Raw genomic sequence first — 15,757 nt, forward strand, 5'->3', positions numbered from 1 at the left:
TACATGTTATTTTGAAAGGAGGTGCGCTGATGTCATCAACGAATCATGTCCTAAATCGTTTTTTTACCCAATCTGTTTTCTTGGAAATGTCAACAAAATCGAAGAATTATTCTATTTATGATGCAATAATACGATGTTTTCTCTCTTCTACCGAAAATAAAGACAATGCTACGCTAATCAACGAGATCTATACATTCATGTCAAAATCATACCGTAACGAATACTTTTATCAAAACACCTTATTGAATAAATTACTCCTGGGAAAACACAGCCTCAAAACCACAACCGCCTTGTCCCAAATTCCCATTGCTAAATCCAAAGCAGACTTTATTCTGATCAACGGGAAGGCGGTCGTATATGAAATAAAAACCGAACTGGACTCATTTGAGCGTCTTGAGCACCAACTACAAGACTATTTCAAAGCCTTTGACCATGTGTGTATCGTGACATCCGAAAAGCAGTATGAACGAGCAAAACAGATGCTTTCAAGCACTCCTGTCGGCATCTATGTCCTTACTTCCCAAAATACAATCAGTCGAAAATACCGACAAGAGCCCATAGGGGATAATACCTACTTGGACTATACAACCATCTTCAAGGTTTTGCGAAAACAGGAGTATGAAAGCATCCTTATGCAATATTATGGACAGCTTCCGATTACTTCCCAAGTCTTTTACTATGAGGCTTGTCTGGAATGGTTCTCTAAAATCCCCATACAAACAGCATACACATTGATGTTGGGACAGCTAAAAAAAAGAAATCAGTGCCATCTGTCAAACTTTAGTGATGTTCCGTATGAGCTAAAGTCATTGGTTTATTTCTCCAAAACGCTAAAGTCCAACTGGAACTCGATAAATAATTTTCTCAGTCAAAAATATGGAGGCTGACGCTATGTACTTCCCATATCTACGCGGTCGTCAATTTGAATTGCTTGCACTACGCGAGTTAGCAAATCAAAAACTCCTAGGCGAGCATATTATTCCCATCATTGAACCTGTAAAACTCTCATCCACGCTTGTAAATACACTGGATGTGTTTGTCAAAAACAACCAGTGTATTGCGGTTATTCTTAATCCTATGGTCGGAAATTTTGGCTCTGAACTTGAAGATATTTCAGATCAAGAAAGAAAATCTATATATCAAACACGATTTTCAGACTCGCTTCAATCACCGTTTGTCATAAAATCTCTTATCATGCAAGATAATACACAATCATGGGTTAATTCACTAACGAAACAAAATATCGAAAAGGGCGATCTCCTTGCTGTCAACGCCAGTCGCGATCATTTCAGTATCTATGAAACAGAGTTTTCTTCTGTCAGTCCCCGCTATGTGTTAATTCCAGATGAAAGTACTTTTCGCAGAAGGGTACGGAAAAACAAAGTTTTACTAGATGATAAATTTGAAAAGCAATCGAAAAATGCAGCCTACAAAGAAATAGACGATGAGTTTTTTTCAGACGATCATTTATATTACAAAGAGGATAATTTTATCGGGTTCTCCGATTATTCCATTGTCGGCGATGAGTATTCAGAATCAGGATTTGCTCCTCGTGCCGTAGCAATCCATATTGTCTATTTGGATGCTGAAAACAACCTTCGTATTCACCACTTCGTATCTGATTCTAACGAAGACTACTATAATCCGGCGGGAAAATTCTATGAAGCCGTATCAAAACTATATGCGTGGTATCAAAACAGAAAGTCCTCTTTCAAACTCACCTTGGGATTCAAAAAATTTCTGGAACACTACAAAGATCAATCCTACCCCGGTCTTGGGACAGTGAAAAAACTATCCATAATGCATCATCTCGAACTAATGAGCATCTACTTGAACGAGGTGTAAGTCTATGTATTGTTGCATTGATTGCTTTGCGGATGAAGAAATCCGAGATATCATACAAAGTGGAAACATAAAAGACACTTGTGATTTTTGTGGAACTCATAATACTTATGTATATGATATTGAAGCAAGCTCTGCCATCACAGAGCTCTTTGATCCGCTATTGGACATATATACTCCTATATCACTTTTACCGCATAGTTTTCCACATCAGCATACAGGTTTAATCAAAGATATTCTTTGCCATGATTGGCAAATATTTAAGTTGCCACCTGATGTAATTTATAAGCTAATTACAACGCTATGTGCAGATAGGTATAAAGAACAACCCGATCTATTCAATCATCCTATAGGTATTTTCGAAATTCAGAATATAGATTATTTGAAAGCCCATTCTATTCTAAAAGGATACGAATGGGCAGATTTTGATGCAGGAATTAAAACAAAAAACCGATTTCACAGCAATTTTATCAACACAGATAAATTGGATTCATTCTTACAATGTGTAATAGACACGTACCATAAAGGCAAGAAAGTGATGTTCCGCTCACGGATTTGTCCCACAAAAGAAGGATTCAAACCTTCTAATATGGGGGCACCACCAAATCATGCGGCAAAAGACGGCAGGGTAAATCCCGCCGGCATCAGCGTACTTTATCTCTCTAACTCAGAAGAAACAACATTGCGTGAAGTTCGTGCGGGTCTATATGATTTCGTTACCGTAGGGAGATTCGCACTACAGCAAGATATAAATATAATCAACCTTACAAAGATCGACCGTATCAGTCCGTTTCTGCGTATCCCTTACGGATTCAATTTAACAGAATATGCGATCAACCGTCCCCACCTGAGAATAATTGCTCATGAAATTGCAAAACCTCTCCGAAATGCCAACATATTGGAATATCTGCCAACACAGTATATTTGTGACTTCATACGCAGTAAAGGATATGACGGCATCGAATACAAAAGTACGATGCACGAAGGCGGAGTGAATTTGGCAATATTTGAACCTAACCTATTCAAATGCACAAGAACAAAAGTATATGATATAACTTCGATTACCTATAAGTACAACGAGCTAAAAAGGAGCACCCAATGATAACAGGCGCACTCAAAAATAAAATCGACCAGATTTGGAACGATATGTTTTCCTACGGAATGTCGAATCCGCTCGTTGTGATCGAGCAGCTCACCTATCTGTTCTTCATCAAGTCACTCGACGATATGGAGACGGAGAACGAGAAGGCGGCGGAGATCTTCGGCACAGACTTCACGCGCATCTTCCCTGCGGACGCAGCGGGGCAGGAGATGCGTTGGAGCGTCTTTCAGCACAAAAAGGCGGAGGACATCCATGCCATCCTGCGTGACAGGGTATTCCCTTTCATCAAGCAACTGCGCGGAGATACGAGTTCCTACACGCGGTATATGGAAAACGCCGTCTTCTCCCTGCCCGACCCGCTCATCACGGAGAAGGTCGTCACCGCCATCACCGCGCTCCCGCTGAGTGACCGAGATCTCAAGGGCGACCTCTACGAGTATATGATCTCAAAGCTCCAGACTGCCGGCCGCGTCGGGCAGTTCCGCACGCCGCGCCACATCATCCGTATGATGGTGCGGCTCATGCAGCCGACCCTGCGCGACCGCATCATCGACCCCGCCTGCGGGACAGGCGGCTTCCTCGTCGGTGCGGGCTCGTTCGTGCGCGAACACTACGACAGGGAGCTGCGGACGGATCTCAGACTGCGGGCGCATTTCCAGAACGAGATGTTCACGGGCTACGACACCGACCAGACCATGCTCCGTATCACGGCGATGAACAGCATCCTGCACGGCATGGACGGCGCCGACATCCGCTTCAACGACGCCCTCTCGAAGAACAATACGGACGCGGACAGATACACCCTCGTCCTCGCGAATCCCCCGTTCAAAGGCTCGCTCGACGGGCAGAACGTCGCGGGCAATCTCACGGCAAAGGTCAAGACGACGAAGACCGAGCTGCTCTTTGTCGCGCTCTTTTTGCGCGTCCTCGACGCGGGCGGGCGCTGTGCTTGCATCGTTCCCGACGGCGTGCTCTTTGGTGCGTCGCGCGCCCACAAGGATCTGCGCAAGGAGCTCGTCGACCACAACCTCCTACAGGCGGTCATCTCCATACCCTCGGGTGTATTCAAGCCCTACGCAGGTGTCTCCACCGCGATCCTCATATTCACGAAGACGGGCACGGGCGGCACAGAGCGCGTCTGGTTCTACGACATGAAGTCTGACGGCTACTCACTCGACGACAAGCGCGAGCCGCTTGCGGATGGCGGCGACATCGAGGACATCGTGCAGAGGTTCACCCATATGGAGGAGGAGACGGAGCGCCCACGCACCGCACAGAGCTTCCTCGTGCCCGTGGATGAGATTCGCACGAACGGCTACGATCTCTCGATCAATAAATATAAGGAGATCGAGTATGTGCCGCAGGAGTATCCGCCCCCGCAGGAAATCCTCGCGGACATACGCGGACTCTATCGGGAACTGGACGGGCTGCTTGCGGATTTGGAGCAGAAAATATAGGGGGTGATGTAATGAAGCTACGACTAAGCGATATATATGAACTTCAAATGGGCAAAACCCCCGCAAGAAATATGCCCGAGTTTTGGAATGGGACAAATGCGTGGGTATCCATATCCGATTTAACACAAAATAGCAAATACATCTCTCAGACAAAGGAATGTATCACCGACGAAGCTGTTTCTCGCACAAACATAAAAAAAGTCCCGAAAGATACCTTATTGATGAGTTTCAAATTATCTTTGGGCAAAGTCGCTATTACTGCTACGGACATTTACACCAATGAAGCCATCATGGCGTTCATTGATAAAAAGGTGCATGATGTAGATATTCACTTTATGTACCACTATTTTCAAGCAATCGACTGGACGATAGGAACGAACAAAGCCGTAAAAGGAATTACCCTGAACAAAAGTAGTCTGTCTGAAAAAGTGATTGAACTCCCCCCCATCCAAATACAGAGAAAAATTGCTGAACACTTGGATAAATTGAGTGCTGTAGAAGAAAATATTCAGTGTCAGCTTTCTCTTTTTGACAAGCTCGTCAAATCACAATTTGTAGAGATGTTCGGGGATCCTGTGACAAATCCGATGGGGTGGGAAATCTTCCCATTAAAAGAACTCACGTCGAAAATTGGCTCAGGAGCTACTCCGAAAGGAGGAAATGCCAGTTATAAAGAGCAAGGGATTAGCTTGATTCGGAGTATGAATGTTTATAACGGCTACTTTGATTATGAAGGTCTTGCCCACATTGACGAAAAACAAGCATCTCTGTTAGATAATGTGATCCTTGAGTCCAATGATGTTCTACTCAATATTACGGGCGCATCTGTCGCTCGCTGTTGTATTGTTCCTAATGATATTTTACCCGCAAGAGTAAATCAACACGTCTGTATTCTCAGATGTGATCAAGCACAAATCATACCAATGTTCTTAAATGCGGTGTTTATCAGCGAGCAATATCAAGCAAAACTGTGGAATATCGCCGAGGCAGGTGCAACACGGCAAGCACTTAGCAAAGAAAAAATAGAAGTCTTGCCCATCATAAAACCACCCCTCACCCTACAAAACGAATTTGCTGCCTTTGTCGAACAGGTCGACAAATCGGAATTCTTGCTTCGTCAGCTCCTCGAAAAACAGCAGACATTGAAAAAAGCCCTTATGCAGGAGTATTTTTCCTGATTGTTTGGTGGTGTCAGAGGTCGGTGGAAAGGAAACGCCGCCATGAAAGACCTCCTTATCACCGAGATCCTGCAGGAGATGCTGCCCCATCTGGACAACGCGCAGATGATACAGCTGCAGTCCACGCTCACGCGCTGCCTTGCCGCGCATGAGGTCACGGCGCACAACCCCGCCGAGGAGATTGCGACCGCCATCACGAGCAGCGAACTCCTCACGATGTTCCTCGCCGCGAAGAAGGTCGAGGGGTGCAGTAGTAAGACCATCCGCTACTATGAGAGTACGCTCCGACACCTGCTTGCTGCCTCCGCGCGCCACATCACCCACCTCACGACCGACGACCTGCGCGGCTACCTGTCCGACTATCAGGAGCGGAGCACGTGCAGCCGCACGAACATCGACAACATCCGTCGGATTCTATCGAGCTTCTTTGCATGGCTGGAGGATGAGAACTACATCCTAAAGAGTCCCGTGCGGCGCATCCACAAGATCAAGACGGCGAAGGTCATCAAGGAGACCTATACGGACGAGGCGTTGGAGCAGATGCGCGACCACAGCGCACATATCCGCGACCTCGCGATGATCGACCTGCTCGCCTCGACGGGGATGCGCGTCGGTGAACTCGTGCGTCTGAACCGTAGCGACATAGATTTTGAGCGGCGCGAGTGCATCGTCTTCGGCAAGGGGAGCAAGGAGCGCCCCGTCTACTTCGACGCGCGCACGAAGATTCATCTGCGGAGCTATCTGGACAGCCGCACGGACGAGAATCCCGCGCTCTTCGTCTCGCTCCAACGCCCGCACAAACGCCTGCAGATCAGCGGCGTGGAGATCCGCCTCCGCAAGATTGGGCGGCGGCTCGGCATCGCGCGGGTACATCCGCACAAGTTCCGTCGGACACTCGCGACGCGCGCGATTGACAAGGGTATGCCCATCGAGCAAGTGCAGCAGCTCCTCGGTCACAGCAAGATTGAGACGACAATGGCGTATGCGATGGTCGATCAGAGCAACGTCAAACGCTCCCATCAAAAATACATTGCATGAGGTCAAATCACAATTTGTAGAGTTGTTTGGGGACTTAGCGTTTAATCCGCACACTTGGAAAACAATCCCCCTCGTAGACGCTTGTACTGACAGAGACGATATAAAATGTGGACCTTTTGGCACACAGCTAGGAAAACACGAATATACAAAAGAAGGTATCCCTCTCTGGGGGATTCCCCAAATTAACGCTTCGTTTTCAACACCGCCAACGGATTTTATTACAGAGAAGAAGTCCGAACAGCTGGAAGCATATTCTATATTAGCCGGAGATATTGCAATGTCTCGAAAGGGCAATGTTGGGAAGTGTGCCATCTATCCCCAAAACTTTTCAAGAGGAATCATTCACTCAGATGTATTGAGGATTCGTTTGAATCACAAAATCTGTAATCCATACTTCATGATGCACCAATTACATTTTAGCCGTGTAGTTGAATCCCAAATAGATGCGGTAAGCAGTGGCGCAGTTATGGCAGGTATCAATGTTACAAAGCTAAAAAATATCTTTGTGCACATCCCTCCCCTCGACCTACAAAACGAATTTGCCGCCTTTGTCGAACAAGCCGACAAATCGGAATTCATCACGCGGATTCTTGCTATTTTCCTCAAAAAATATCATAATGTTATCAAATATCCGTAAGCACGCACCGCACGGAAGGGAGCAGCAACATGACGAATTTCGACTTTCTGAAGGACGAGCAGCAATTTGCGGCTTTTTCGGAGGCGTGCATCGAGGCGGAGAAGTCCATCGCCGCCAGCCCCGCCCTCTGCGCGCTCGGCGTGCGCAAGAGCGCCGAACTCGCGGTAAAGTGGCTCTACTCGGTGGACAGCTCGCTCCGTCTCCCGTACAAGGACAATTTCTCCGCGCTCATCTATAACCCGTCCTTCACCGCCTCGGTCGATGACAGCATCATGAGCAGTCTGCGCTATATCATCAAGCTGGGCAATTTCTCCGCACACACGAATAAAAAAGTCAGCTACCGCGAGGCAGTGCTCTCGCTCAAAAATCTCTTTGCCTTCATTCTCTTCATCGACTACTGCTATGGCGCGAACTACGCAGAGCGCGCCTTTGACGAGAGTCTGCTCGCGGACGATACGAAGCCGACCCTCTCAAAACAGGAGATGGCACGTCTGCGCACGGAGCTGGATGCACGCACTGCCGAGCGCGCCGCCCTCATGGGCGAGATGGATGCGCTGCGTGCGGAGTTAGCGTCGCTGCGCGCACAGAATGCGGCGGAGCGGACTGCTCCGCCCGCACAGCCGGAGACGGAGGCGGACACGCGCCGCACAATCATCGACATCGACCTGCGTGCGATGGGGTGGACGTTCGACGCGGACTGTATGCGCGAAGTCCCCGTGATCGGTCTGCCGACGGACTCGGGCAAGGGGTACGTTGACTATGTGCTCTACGGCGCGAACCACAAGCCGCTCGCCGTCGTCGAGGCAAAGCGCACGAGCGTAGATCCAGAAGTCGGCCGCGAACAGGCACGGTGCTATGCGGATGCGCTTGAGCAGATGACGGGACAGCGCCCGCTGATTTTCTACACGAACGGCTACGACACCTATTTCTGGGATGATCTCGCCTATCCGCCGCGTCAGGTGTACTCCGTCTTTGCGCGCGGCGATTTGGAGCGCATTATGAGCCGCCGCACACAGGCGCAGACGTTCGAGCGCATGACAATCAATCCGCGCATTACCGACCGTGCCTATCAAAAGGAGGCGATTCACAGCGTCTGTGCGGCGTTCCGCGCGTGTCGGCGCAAGGCGCTCCTCGTGATGGCGACGGGCACGGGCAAGACGCGCACGGTAATCTCGCTCGTGGATGTGCTGCTCTCGGCGGGCTGGGTGACGAATGTCCTCTTTCTCGCCGACCGCACGGAGTTGGTACGTCAGGCAAAGCAGGCGTTCACGGAGCATCTGCCGAATCTGTCCACCTGCAATCTCCTTGACCGCACGAATGCCAATCCCGCCGCGCGTGCCATTTTCTCGACCTATCCGACGATCATGAACGCCATCGACGAGATGCGGACGGCGGACGGAGCGCGGCTCTTTACGCCCGGTCATTTCGACCTCGTCATCATCGACGAGGCACACCGCAGCATTTTCAAGAAATACCGCGCAATCTTCCGCTATTTCGACGCGCTCATCGTCGGGCTGACGGCGACGCCCAAGACGGATGTCGATCACAATACCTATGACTTCTTCGACATGGAAGACGATATGCCGACCTATGCCTATGAGTATGAGACGGCGCTGCGCGAGGGCTATCTCGCGGACTATCACTGCATTGCGACGCAGCTGCATATCCCGACAAAGGGCGTGACCTATGCGGAGCTATCCGATGAGGAGCGGACGCGCTATGAGGACGCGTTCGACGAGGGCGAGACGCCGCCCGAGATGATTGCACCGTCGGAGATCAACCGCATCTATTTCAACGTGAATACGACGCGCCGCATCATCGCGGATCTGATGGAAAAGGGTCTGAAGATCGAGGGCGGAGACAAGCTCGGCAAAACGATTATCTTTGCGCGCAGTCACGATCATGCCGAGCATATCGCCACGGTATTTGACGCGTTCTATCCCGCTTATCACGGAGAATTCGCACGTGTGATTGACCATGCGGTCAAGGGGCATCAGAAACTGCTCGATGATTTCCGCGATCCCGCGAAGCTGCCGCAGATCGCCATATCGGTGGATATGCTCGACACGGGCATCGACATCCACGAGATTCTGAATCTCGTCTTCTACAAGTCTGTCTTCTCAAAGGCGAAGTTCTGGCAGATGTTCGGACGCGGGACGCGCCTGTGTAAAGACCTGTTCGGTGCGGGCAAGGATAAGACGGTCTTCTATATCTTCGACTATATGGGGAATTTTGCATTCTTCGCGCAGAATCCGAAGACCATCGACGCGGCGGCAGGCAAATCTCTCGCAGAGCGGGCGTTTGGGCTGAAGGTGCGTATCATCGAGGAGCTGCAAAAGCCGGCGTATCAGACGGAGGAACTGCAATCCTTCCGCACCGCGCTCGCGGGGGAAATCTCCGCCGCCATCGGCGCACTGAATCCTGATCTCTTTGCTGTGCGTCAGCAGCTCGCAGCGGTACAGAAATACGGTGCTCCAGCCGCGCTGAACGCGTTGGACATCACCGCTGCCGAGGAGATCATCGCGCGGCTCGCGCCGCTCATCCCGCCCACAGAGGGCGACGAGGGCGCGCGGCGGCTCGATGTCATCCTCTACCGTATGATGCTCGCGCGCGCCGCGCATGAGACGGCAAGCTATGACGGCGCGGCAAAGACGGTGATGAAGATTGCGGCGCGTCTCATGGAAAAGAGCGGAATCCCCGCCGTGCACGCGGCGGCAGATATGCTCAAGGAGATCCGCACGGCGGCGTTCTGGACGCACGCCGACCTCCCCGCCATCGAGCGCATCCGCGCGGAGCTGCGCGCGCTCATGCAGTATCTGAGAACCGAGATTCACACGAAGGTCATCAATATCACGGACGAGGTACTCAGCACCGAGGTTGGCATGCGGCTCACGAAGAGCACGGCACTCGATGGCTACTATGAGCGCGCGAACCGCTACGTCAGAGAGAACGAGAACGTCCCCGCCCTGCAAAAGCTGCGGAACAACATCCCGCTCGCGGCGGAGGACTGGGCAGAGCTGCAGCGCATCTTCTGGGAGGAGGTCGGCAGTGCGGCAGAGTTCCGCGTGTTCGTCCCCGGCGGCGTGCAGGAGGAGGACCACCTCGGCACATTCGTCCGCTCCCTCACGGGGCTGTCCGAGGATGCCGCCCGCGCCGCCTTCTCCGATTTCCTCGACACAGCCCTCTACACCGAGGAGCAGATCGCCTTCGTGCGTCAGATTATGGAGTGGGTCATGAAGAACGGCACGATGAATGAGAAGGAACTTGGGAACGACCAGAACTTCGGCGGCGTGAGCATTTTCAAGGTGTTTCATGACAACAAGACCCTCGTTGCAATCGCCCACGCCCTCAAGCGCATTAACGCGAATGCAAAGCAGGCGGCGGCGTAGGGTGGAAGGAAAGGAGCTATCCCATGAACATGAATACAGGCGCAGCAATCTCGATGAACGAAGCCCATCGCGACTTTGCAAAGGTCGCGCAGCCGGTCGATGAAAATGGTTCTGCGGTCATTCTGAAGGATAACGCGCCGCGCTATCTCGTCATCGACGTTTGACATATCACACATGACGACAGCCTCCCTGACGATGCGGTGCTTGCTGTTTCGCGCAGACTTATGCAGGAGAATCGGAAGGCATACGAGGTACTGGCAAAATGATACGCCTGACACGCAGGAAGACCTGCTCGCATGGATTCTGTTCCACAAAGATTCATAACAAAAAGGGGCTGTTGCATGAGTCAAATTGACTTCGTGCAACAGCCCCTTTTCATGCGTCCCCTCACGCGCTCTCATACGGATAAACAGCGAGTGCGCCGTCCTTGTACTCGCCGATGTAGACATCCTTCAGCTCGACTCCTGCTGTGCGCAGCTCGGAGTTGAGCCAGACGCGATCCTTTTCGATGAATTCGAGGATGTCCTCATCCAGCTGTCCGTCGAGGATGAGCGGATAGCGGGCGTTCTGCTCGCCGTACTGGATGACCGTGAGCTGTCCGTTCGGCTCGAGCACAGCGCGTTTCACGTCTTTGATGTAGTAAACGCCCGCCATGCGGAGTTTCAGCGTGATGTCATGCGCGAGCATCCCGTGCCGCATACACTCATCCATGAGGATCTTGCCGCGCTCGATCAGCACGGCGGGACTGCCGTCGACGAAGTCCTTGATCGCACCGCTGTTCATCTTGAGGTATTTCAGAACCAGCACGAGCAGCGTCCACGCGATCAGCACGAGCAGGAAGTCCAGAATGGAGATGGCGCTGTTGTAGATCACGCCGCCGATGATGCCGCCGAGGACGTAGTTCTGCACCTGATCGGTCGCGGAGTTCGGCGCGAGGTTGCCCTTGCCGAGCAGGTTGATCTGGAGGATGAGACACAAAAGGCCGAGCGCGAGCTTGCCCAGCATCAGAGAGTAGATCAGCATGTCAGTCCTCCTTGTCCACAATCTTCACGTCGCGGTTCAGGAGATGCGTCCGCTCGTACTGGAACGAGGTAAAGTCCGCATTGAACGTCACCGCGTAAAATGTCCCCTGCACATCGACGAGCATTCCCTGCTTCAAATACGTCGAGTTGGTGCGGATCTTCTGCACGGGTACATCCAGATCCACGCTGAGGCTGTTGAGGAACTGCGCCATGCGCGAGGTCGCTTCCACATCGCTCTTTGTACGGTTGTAGTCGTTCCACTGCACGCCACCTAGGAATGCGACCGTGAGAAACAGAATGACGATGAGGTCGCGGTAGCGCGTCGCAAGGCGGTTGCGCAGATGCTTCACACTCACGAAGAGAAGCGCAGCGAGCGCGAGAAACGAGAGCACATACCAGACATTATCGCCGAACTGGCTGTGCGCCGTGATATAGTCATAGGTATAAAAATTCAAGAAATCCCTCCTACAGATTTGATTACGAGGGCACATTATCAGTTGGACGGACGTTTGTCAATCCCCTCCCCGTATCCCTGTATACTGTATAATACCATACATGCCGCGTCAGCGTTGAATTTTTATATGGCTTCCGTTATAATGTCATTCATCTTTATCACGGTTACTCAATGAAGTCTGCGATTTCTTATAAAAAGAGAACCGTCTCCGTATTCTGTGTATGAGGGATGTGTTCCGCATCCCGGCGGGAGAGAGATGCCATGAAGGGTGAGCTGTATATCAAGGAAAAACGGTGCAAGGGCTGCGGCATCTGTGCGGCGTTCTGTCCGAAGAAGGTGCTCGAGGTGAGCCTCCTCGGCAAGATCACGCCGGTGCGCCCCGAGGACTGCATCGCGTGCGGGCAGTGCGAGATGCGCTGCCCCGATTTTGCGATTTTCGTAGAGAGGAGGGCGTGATATGGCTGAGACGAGAGCACGGCTCATGCAGGGCAACGAGGCGGTCGCCGAGGGTGCGATTGCCGCAGGTGTGACATTCTTCGCGGGCTATCCGATCACGCCGTCGACGGAGATCGCCGAGCAAATGGCGAAGATGCTGCCAAAGATCGGCGGCACGTTCCTCCAGATGGAGGACGAGATCGGGGCGATGGGCGCAATCCTCGGCGCGTCGCTCGCGGGTGCAAAGGTGATGGACGCGACGAGCGGTCCCGGCTTCTCGCTGAAACAGGAGCTGATCGGCTATGCCGCCTGTGCGGAGATCCCGTGCGTCGTGGTAAACGTGCAGCGCGTCGGCCCCTCGACGGGACAGCCGACCGCGCCGTCGCAGGGCGATGTCATGCAGGCACGTTGGGGCACGCATGGCGACCATCCGATCATCGCGCTCTCACCGTGGAGCGTGCGCGAGTCGTTCGATCTGGCGGTGATGTCGGTGAACTACGCGGAGCGCTTCCGCTCGCCCGTCATCCTGCTAACGGATGAGATCGTCGGGCATCTGCGCGAGAACGTCGTCCTCCCCACAGCGGACGAGCTGGACATCTACCCGCGCCGTCTGCCGAAGAAGACACGCGCCGAGGGCTACCAGCCCTTTGCCGTGGGCGAGGATCTCGTGCCCGATGTGGCACGTTTCGGCGACGGCTACCGCATCCACGTCACAGGGCTTCTCCACGATGAGACGGGCTTTCCCTCGGGCAGCCCTACCGTCACGGAGCAGCTGATCCACCGGCTCCACGAGAAAATCAATCGTGTGGGCGAGGAGATCATCCACACGGAGGAGCACTTCATGGAGGACGCGGAATACGCTGTCGTCAGCTACGGCGGTACGGCGCGTACGGCATACGAGGCGGTACGCGCGGCGCGTGCGGACGGGATCAAGGTCGGCTTCCTGCGACTCAAGACGATCTGGCCGTTCGCGGATGCGGCAATCGGACGGCTCGCCGACCGCGTGAAGAGCATCCTCGTCGCAGAGCTGAACTACGGTCAGCTCGTGGGCGAGGTCACGCGCGCGGCACACGGCACGCCCGTCCGCCCGTGTCTCAAATACAATATGCTGGACTTCACCCCGCAGGAGATTGCGGCGGCAATCCGCGAAATGAGTGAGGAGGTGCGGGCATGAGCACGGATATGAATACGCATATGGAAATCGACCGCGGCTTCGAGCAGTTTTTCCGTCAGAACCGCCTCCCCCATCTCTGGTGTCCGGGCTGCGGCAACGGCACGGCGCTGAAGTGCATCGCACAGGCAATCGAGGGCGCGGAGGGATTCACGCAGGACAATACCGTCATTGTGTCGGGCATTGGCTGCTCCTCGCGCGGCTCGGGCTATATGGATTTTGACACGGTACATACAGCGCACGGGCGAGCGATACCATTTGCGACTGGCATCAAGCTCGCACGCCCTGAGCTCAACGTCATCGTCATTACGGGGGACGGCGACTGTACTGCCATTGGCGGCAACCATTTCCTGCACGGCTGTCGGCGCAACGTCGATCTGACGGTCGTCCTCTTCAACAACAACATCTACGGCATGACGGGCGGGCAGTCCTCGCCGACCACGCCGCCCGGCAAGATGACAACGACCGCGCCCTACGGGACGATCGACCGTCCGCTCGATGCCTGCCGCATTGCCGAGGCAGCAGGCGCGACCTATGTCGCACGTTCCACGGCATTCCACGTCAAACATCTCACGCAGATGATTGCGGGCGGACTCAAAAACCACGGCTTTGCCCTCGTCGAGGCGATGGTGCAGTGTCCGACCGCCTACGGGCGCAAGAACAAGATGGGCTCGCCCGCCGCGATGCTCGAGTGGATGCGAGACGCTGCGGTCATGAAGGCGGCATGGGACAAGCTGCCACCCGAGAAGCGCACGCCGGAGAAATTCCCGATCGGGCTGCTCTATGCGTGCGAGGGCGAGGAGTACGGCATGGCGAACGCCGAGATCCAGCGGCGTGCGGGAGGGCTCTGATATGCAGAAGGAACTACGTCTCTCAGGCTCGGGCGGACAGGGTGTCATCACCGCCGCCATCATCTTTGCCGAGGCGGCGACCGCGTGCGGCATGAACGTCGCGCAGTCGCAGTCCTACGGCCCTGAGGCGCGCGGCGGCGCGTCGCGCTCGGAGGTCATCGTCAGCGACGACGTGATCTATCATCCGCACGTCGAGCATCCCGACATCGTGCTCGCGATGACGCAGGCTGCGGCGGACAAGTATGCGGGCGATCTCGATCCCGAGGAGGGCATCCTGATTGTGGACAGCGAGCTCGTCCCGAGCGTCCCGCAGGCGGCGCACGTCGCCAAAGTCCCCATCACGACGCTCGCGATTGAAAAAATCGGGAAGGCACTCTTTGCGAACATCGTCGCCCTCGGCGCAATCACGCGCGTCTCGGGGATCGTCCCGCTCGATGCGGTCAAGACCGCCGTCGCACACCGCGTCCCGCCGCACACCGTCGACGCGAATATGCAGGCTCTCATGGTCGGCTACGAGGCGGCAGAGAACTAAGGAACATAAGAACCCCCGTCCACATCTACATTGGTGGACGGGGGTTCTCGTATCTATGGCAGGTGTCAGCGGCTCACTTCACCCCTGCGCCGTCGAGTGCGGCGCGGACGCTCTTCTGTGCGTGCACGAGTTTTTCCATCTCGTCATCGGGCAGACGCACTTCGAGGGAGCGCACGACGCCGTCCTGCGCGATCATACGCGGGATGGAGAGCGCCACGCCCCGCATGCCGTACTCGCCTTCCATGACGGCGGAGCAGGGCAGGATCGTATGCTCGTTGTAGAGGATCGCCTTGATGAAGCGGCAGGCGACCATGGCAATGCCCGTGTTCGTGAAGCCCTTGAGGTTGATGACATCGTACGCGGTCTGAATCAGCCCCTGTTCGACCTCTTGCCGGCTGAGTTTTTCCTCGAAATGGAAATACTCGTCGAGGTGGTCGATGCCGAGTCCCGCGCAGTTGACCGTCGACCACGCGACAAAGGCATCGTTGCCGTGCTCCCCGAGCACGTAGCCGTGAATGTTTTTCGGATCCATATCGTAGTGCTCGGCGAGAATGTAGCGGAAGCGGTAGGTCTCAAGCATCGTGCCCGTGCCGAGGATCTTCTCGCGCGGGTAGTCGCACTCCGTCGATACGACGTAGGTCGCGACATC

At 53.7% G+C, this 15,757-nt stretch carries 15 protein-coding genes and 1 pseudogene; 13 read left to right on the forward strand and 3 right to left on the reverse strand.

Annotated features, from left to right (window positions below; all coding sequences use genetic code 11):
- Positions 1–29 precede the first annotated feature (29 nt).
- The 9 genes from AXF19_RS02275 to AXF19_RS14960 are packed head-to-tail and all read left to right on the forward strand — an operon-like array spanning position 30 to position 10,807.
- Positions 30–887: a sce7726 family protein gene (locus AXF19_RS02275; RefSeq protein ID WP_066844503.1), complete on the forward strand. Its 858-nt coding sequence runs from the start codon at positions 30–32 to the stop codon at positions 885–887.
- A 4-nt stretch (positions 888–891) separates the two neighbouring features.
- Positions 892–1,845: a sce7725 family protein gene (locus AXF19_RS02280; RefSeq protein WP_066844505.1), complete on the forward strand. Its 954-nt coding sequence runs from the start codon at positions 892–894 to the stop codon at positions 1,843–1,845.
- Between the two features lie 4 nt (positions 1,846–1,849).
- Entirely contained in the window at positions 1,850–2,944 is a 1,095-nt protein-coding gene (locus AXF19_RS02285; protein WP_066844507.1) for an RES family NAD+ phosphorylase, read from the forward strand.
- On the forward strand, positions 2,941–4,401 hold the full coding sequence (locus tag AXF19_RS02290) for a class I SAM-dependent DNA methyltransferase (RefSeq protein WP_066844510.1): 1,461 nt from the start codon (positions 2,941–2,943) through the stop codon (positions 4,399–4,401). The genes AXF19_RS02285 and AXF19_RS02290 overlap by 4 nt, the downstream gene beginning before the upstream one ends.
- A gap of 11 nt (positions 4,402–4,412) precedes the next feature.
- Positions 4,413–5,579, forward strand: coding sequence for a restriction endonuclease subunit S (locus AXF19_RS13365; RefSeq protein ID WP_084784738.1), 1,167 nt, complete (start codon positions 4,413–4,415; stop codon positions 5,577–5,579).
- Between the two features lie 42 nt (positions 5,580–5,621).
- Positions 5,622–6,617 (forward strand): site-specific tyrosine recombinase/integron integrase, encoded by a 996-nt coding sequence (gene xerA, locus AXF19_RS02300; protein ID WP_066844513.1) that lies wholly within the window; start codon positions 5,622–5,624, stop codon positions 6,615–6,617.
- 22 nt (positions 6,618–6,639) lie between these two features.
- Positions 6,640–7,254 (forward strand): restriction endonuclease subunit S, encoded by a 615-nt coding sequence (locus tag AXF19_RS13370; protein WP_216634960.1) that lies wholly within the window; start codon positions 6,640–6,642, stop codon positions 7,252–7,254.
- Between the two features lie 29 nt (positions 7,255–7,283).
- Positions 7,284–10,643 (forward strand): DEAD/DEAH box helicase family protein, encoded by a 3,360-nt coding sequence (locus AXF19_RS02310; RefSeq protein WP_066844519.1) that lies wholly within the window; start codon positions 7,284–7,286, stop codon positions 10,641–10,643.
- 23 nt (positions 10,644–10,666) lie between these two features.
- On the forward strand, positions 10,667–10,807 hold the full coding sequence (locus tag AXF19_RS14960; protein ID WP_237141661.1) for a hypothetical protein: 141 nt from the start codon (positions 10,667–10,669) through the stop codon (positions 10,805–10,807).
- Between the two features lie 223 nt (positions 10,808–11,030).
- Here AXF19_RS14960 and AXF19_RS02320 read toward each other — a convergent pair whose 3' ends face one another.
- Together AXF19_RS02320 and AXF19_RS02325 are read right to left on the reverse strand one after the other, a co-directional pair.
- Positions 11,031–11,666: a DUF421 domain-containing protein gene (locus AXF19_RS02320; RefSeq protein WP_066844522.1), complete on the reverse strand. Its 636-nt coding sequence runs from the start codon at positions 11,664–11,666 to the stop codon at positions 11,031–11,033.
- Position 11,667: 1 nt separating this feature from the next.
- The gene (locus AXF19_RS02325) at positions 11,668–12,120 is read right to left on the reverse strand and encodes a DUF3290 domain-containing protein (RefSeq protein ID WP_066844525.1); all 453 of its coding nucleotides are present in this window, start codon (positions 12,118–12,120) and stop codon (positions 11,668–11,670) included.
- Positions 12,121–12,380: 260 nt separating this feature from the next.
- Between AXF19_RS02325 and AXF19_RS02330 the strand changes: the two genes are divergently transcribed.
- From AXF19_RS02330 to AXF19_RS02345, 4 genes are read left to right on the forward strand one after another with little or no spacing between them, the layout of a single operon-like run.
- Positions 12,381–12,575 (forward strand): 4Fe-4S binding protein, encoded by a 195-nt coding sequence (locus tag AXF19_RS02330; protein WP_006692152.1) that lies wholly within the window; start codon positions 12,381–12,383, stop codon positions 12,573–12,575.
- A gap of 1 nt (position 12,576) precedes the next feature.
- A complete protein-coding gene (locus AXF19_RS02335; RefSeq protein ID WP_066844528.1) occupies positions 12,577–13,728 on the forward strand; it encodes a 2-oxoacid:acceptor oxidoreductase subunit alpha in 1,152 nt (383 codons plus the stop codon).
- Complete coding sequence (locus AXF19_RS02340; protein ID WP_066844531.1) at positions 13,725–14,576, forward strand: thiamine pyrophosphate-dependent enzyme; 852 nt, start codon at positions 13,725–13,727, stop codon at positions 14,574–14,576. The genes AXF19_RS02335 and AXF19_RS02340 overlap by 4 nt, the downstream gene beginning before the upstream one ends.
- Before the next feature lies 1 nt (position 14,577).
- Positions 14,578–15,108 carry a 2-oxoacid:acceptor oxidoreductase family protein gene (locus AXF19_RS02345; protein ID WP_066844533.1) on the forward strand — a complete coding sequence of 177 codons (531 nt, stop codon included), beginning with the start codon at positions 14,578–14,580 and terminating at the stop codon, positions 15,106–15,108.
- Positions 15,109–15,181: 73 nt separating this feature from the next.
- Here AXF19_RS02345 and AXF19_RS14965 read toward each other — a convergent pair.
- Positions 15,182–15,757 (reverse strand): annotated as a pseudogene (locus AXF19_RS14965) (L-lactate dehydrogenase); the annotation flags it as partial.

Origin of the sequence: Selenomonas sp. oral taxon 126, assembly GCF_001683335.1 — a bacterium.
Lineage (GTDB): Bacteria > Bacillota > Negativicutes > Selenomonadales > Selenomonadaceae > Centipeda.

What these genes read in the sequence shown, in the direction of transcription:
- xerA (WP_066844513.1), top strand. Translation starts at nt 5,622, where the DNA reads ATGAAAGACCTCCTTATCACCGAGATCCTGCAGGAGATGCTGCCCCAT.
- AXF19_RS02290 (WP_066844510.1), top strand. Translation starts at nt 2,941, where the DNA reads ATGATAACAGGCGCACTCAAAAATAAAATCGACCAGATTTGGAACGAT.
- AXF19_RS02340 (WP_066844531.1), top strand. Translation starts at nt 13,725, where the DNA reads ATGAGCACGGATATGAATACGCATATGGAAATCGACCGCGGCTTCGAG.
- AXF19_RS02285 (WP_066844507.1), top strand. Translation starts at nt 1,850, where the DNA reads ATGTATTGTTGCATTGATTGCTTTGCGGATGAAGAAATCCGAGATATC.
- AXF19_RS02335 (WP_066844528.1), top strand. Translation starts at nt 12,577, where the DNA reads ATGGCTGAGACGAGAGCACGGCTCATGCAGGGCAACGAGGCGGTCGCC.
- AXF19_RS13365 (WP_084784738.1), top strand. Translation starts at nt 4,413, where the DNA reads ATGAAGCTACGACTAAGCGATATATATGAACTTCAAATGGGCAAAACC.
- AXF19_RS02280 (WP_066844505.1), top strand. Translation starts at nt 892, where the DNA reads ATGTACTTCCCATATCTACGCGGTCGTCAATTTGAATTGCTTGCACTA.
- AXF19_RS14960 (WP_237141661.1), top strand. Translation starts at nt 10,667, where the DNA reads ATGAACATGAATACAGGCGCAGCAATCTCGATGAACGAAGCCCATCGC.
- AXF19_RS02345 (WP_066844533.1), top strand. Translation starts at nt 14,578, where the DNA reads ATGCAGAAGGAACTACGTCTCTCAGGCTCGGGCGGACAGGGTGTCATC.
- AXF19_RS02275 (WP_066844503.1), top strand. Translation starts at nt 30, where the DNA reads ATGTCATCAACGAATCATGTCCTAAATCGTTTTTTTACCCAATCTGTT.
- AXF19_RS02310 (WP_066844519.1), top strand. Translation starts at nt 7,284, where the DNA reads ATGACGAATTTCGACTTTCTGAAGGACGAGCAGCAATTTGCGGCTTTT.
- AXF19_RS02320 (WP_066844522.1), bottom strand. Translation starts at nt 11,666, where the DNA reads ATGCTGATCTACTCTCTGATGCTGGGCAAGCTCGCGCTCGGCCTTTTG.
- AXF19_RS02330 (WP_006692152.1), top strand. Translation starts at nt 12,381, where the DNA reads ATGAAGGGTGAGCTGTATATCAAGGAAAAACGGTGCAAGGGCTGCGGC.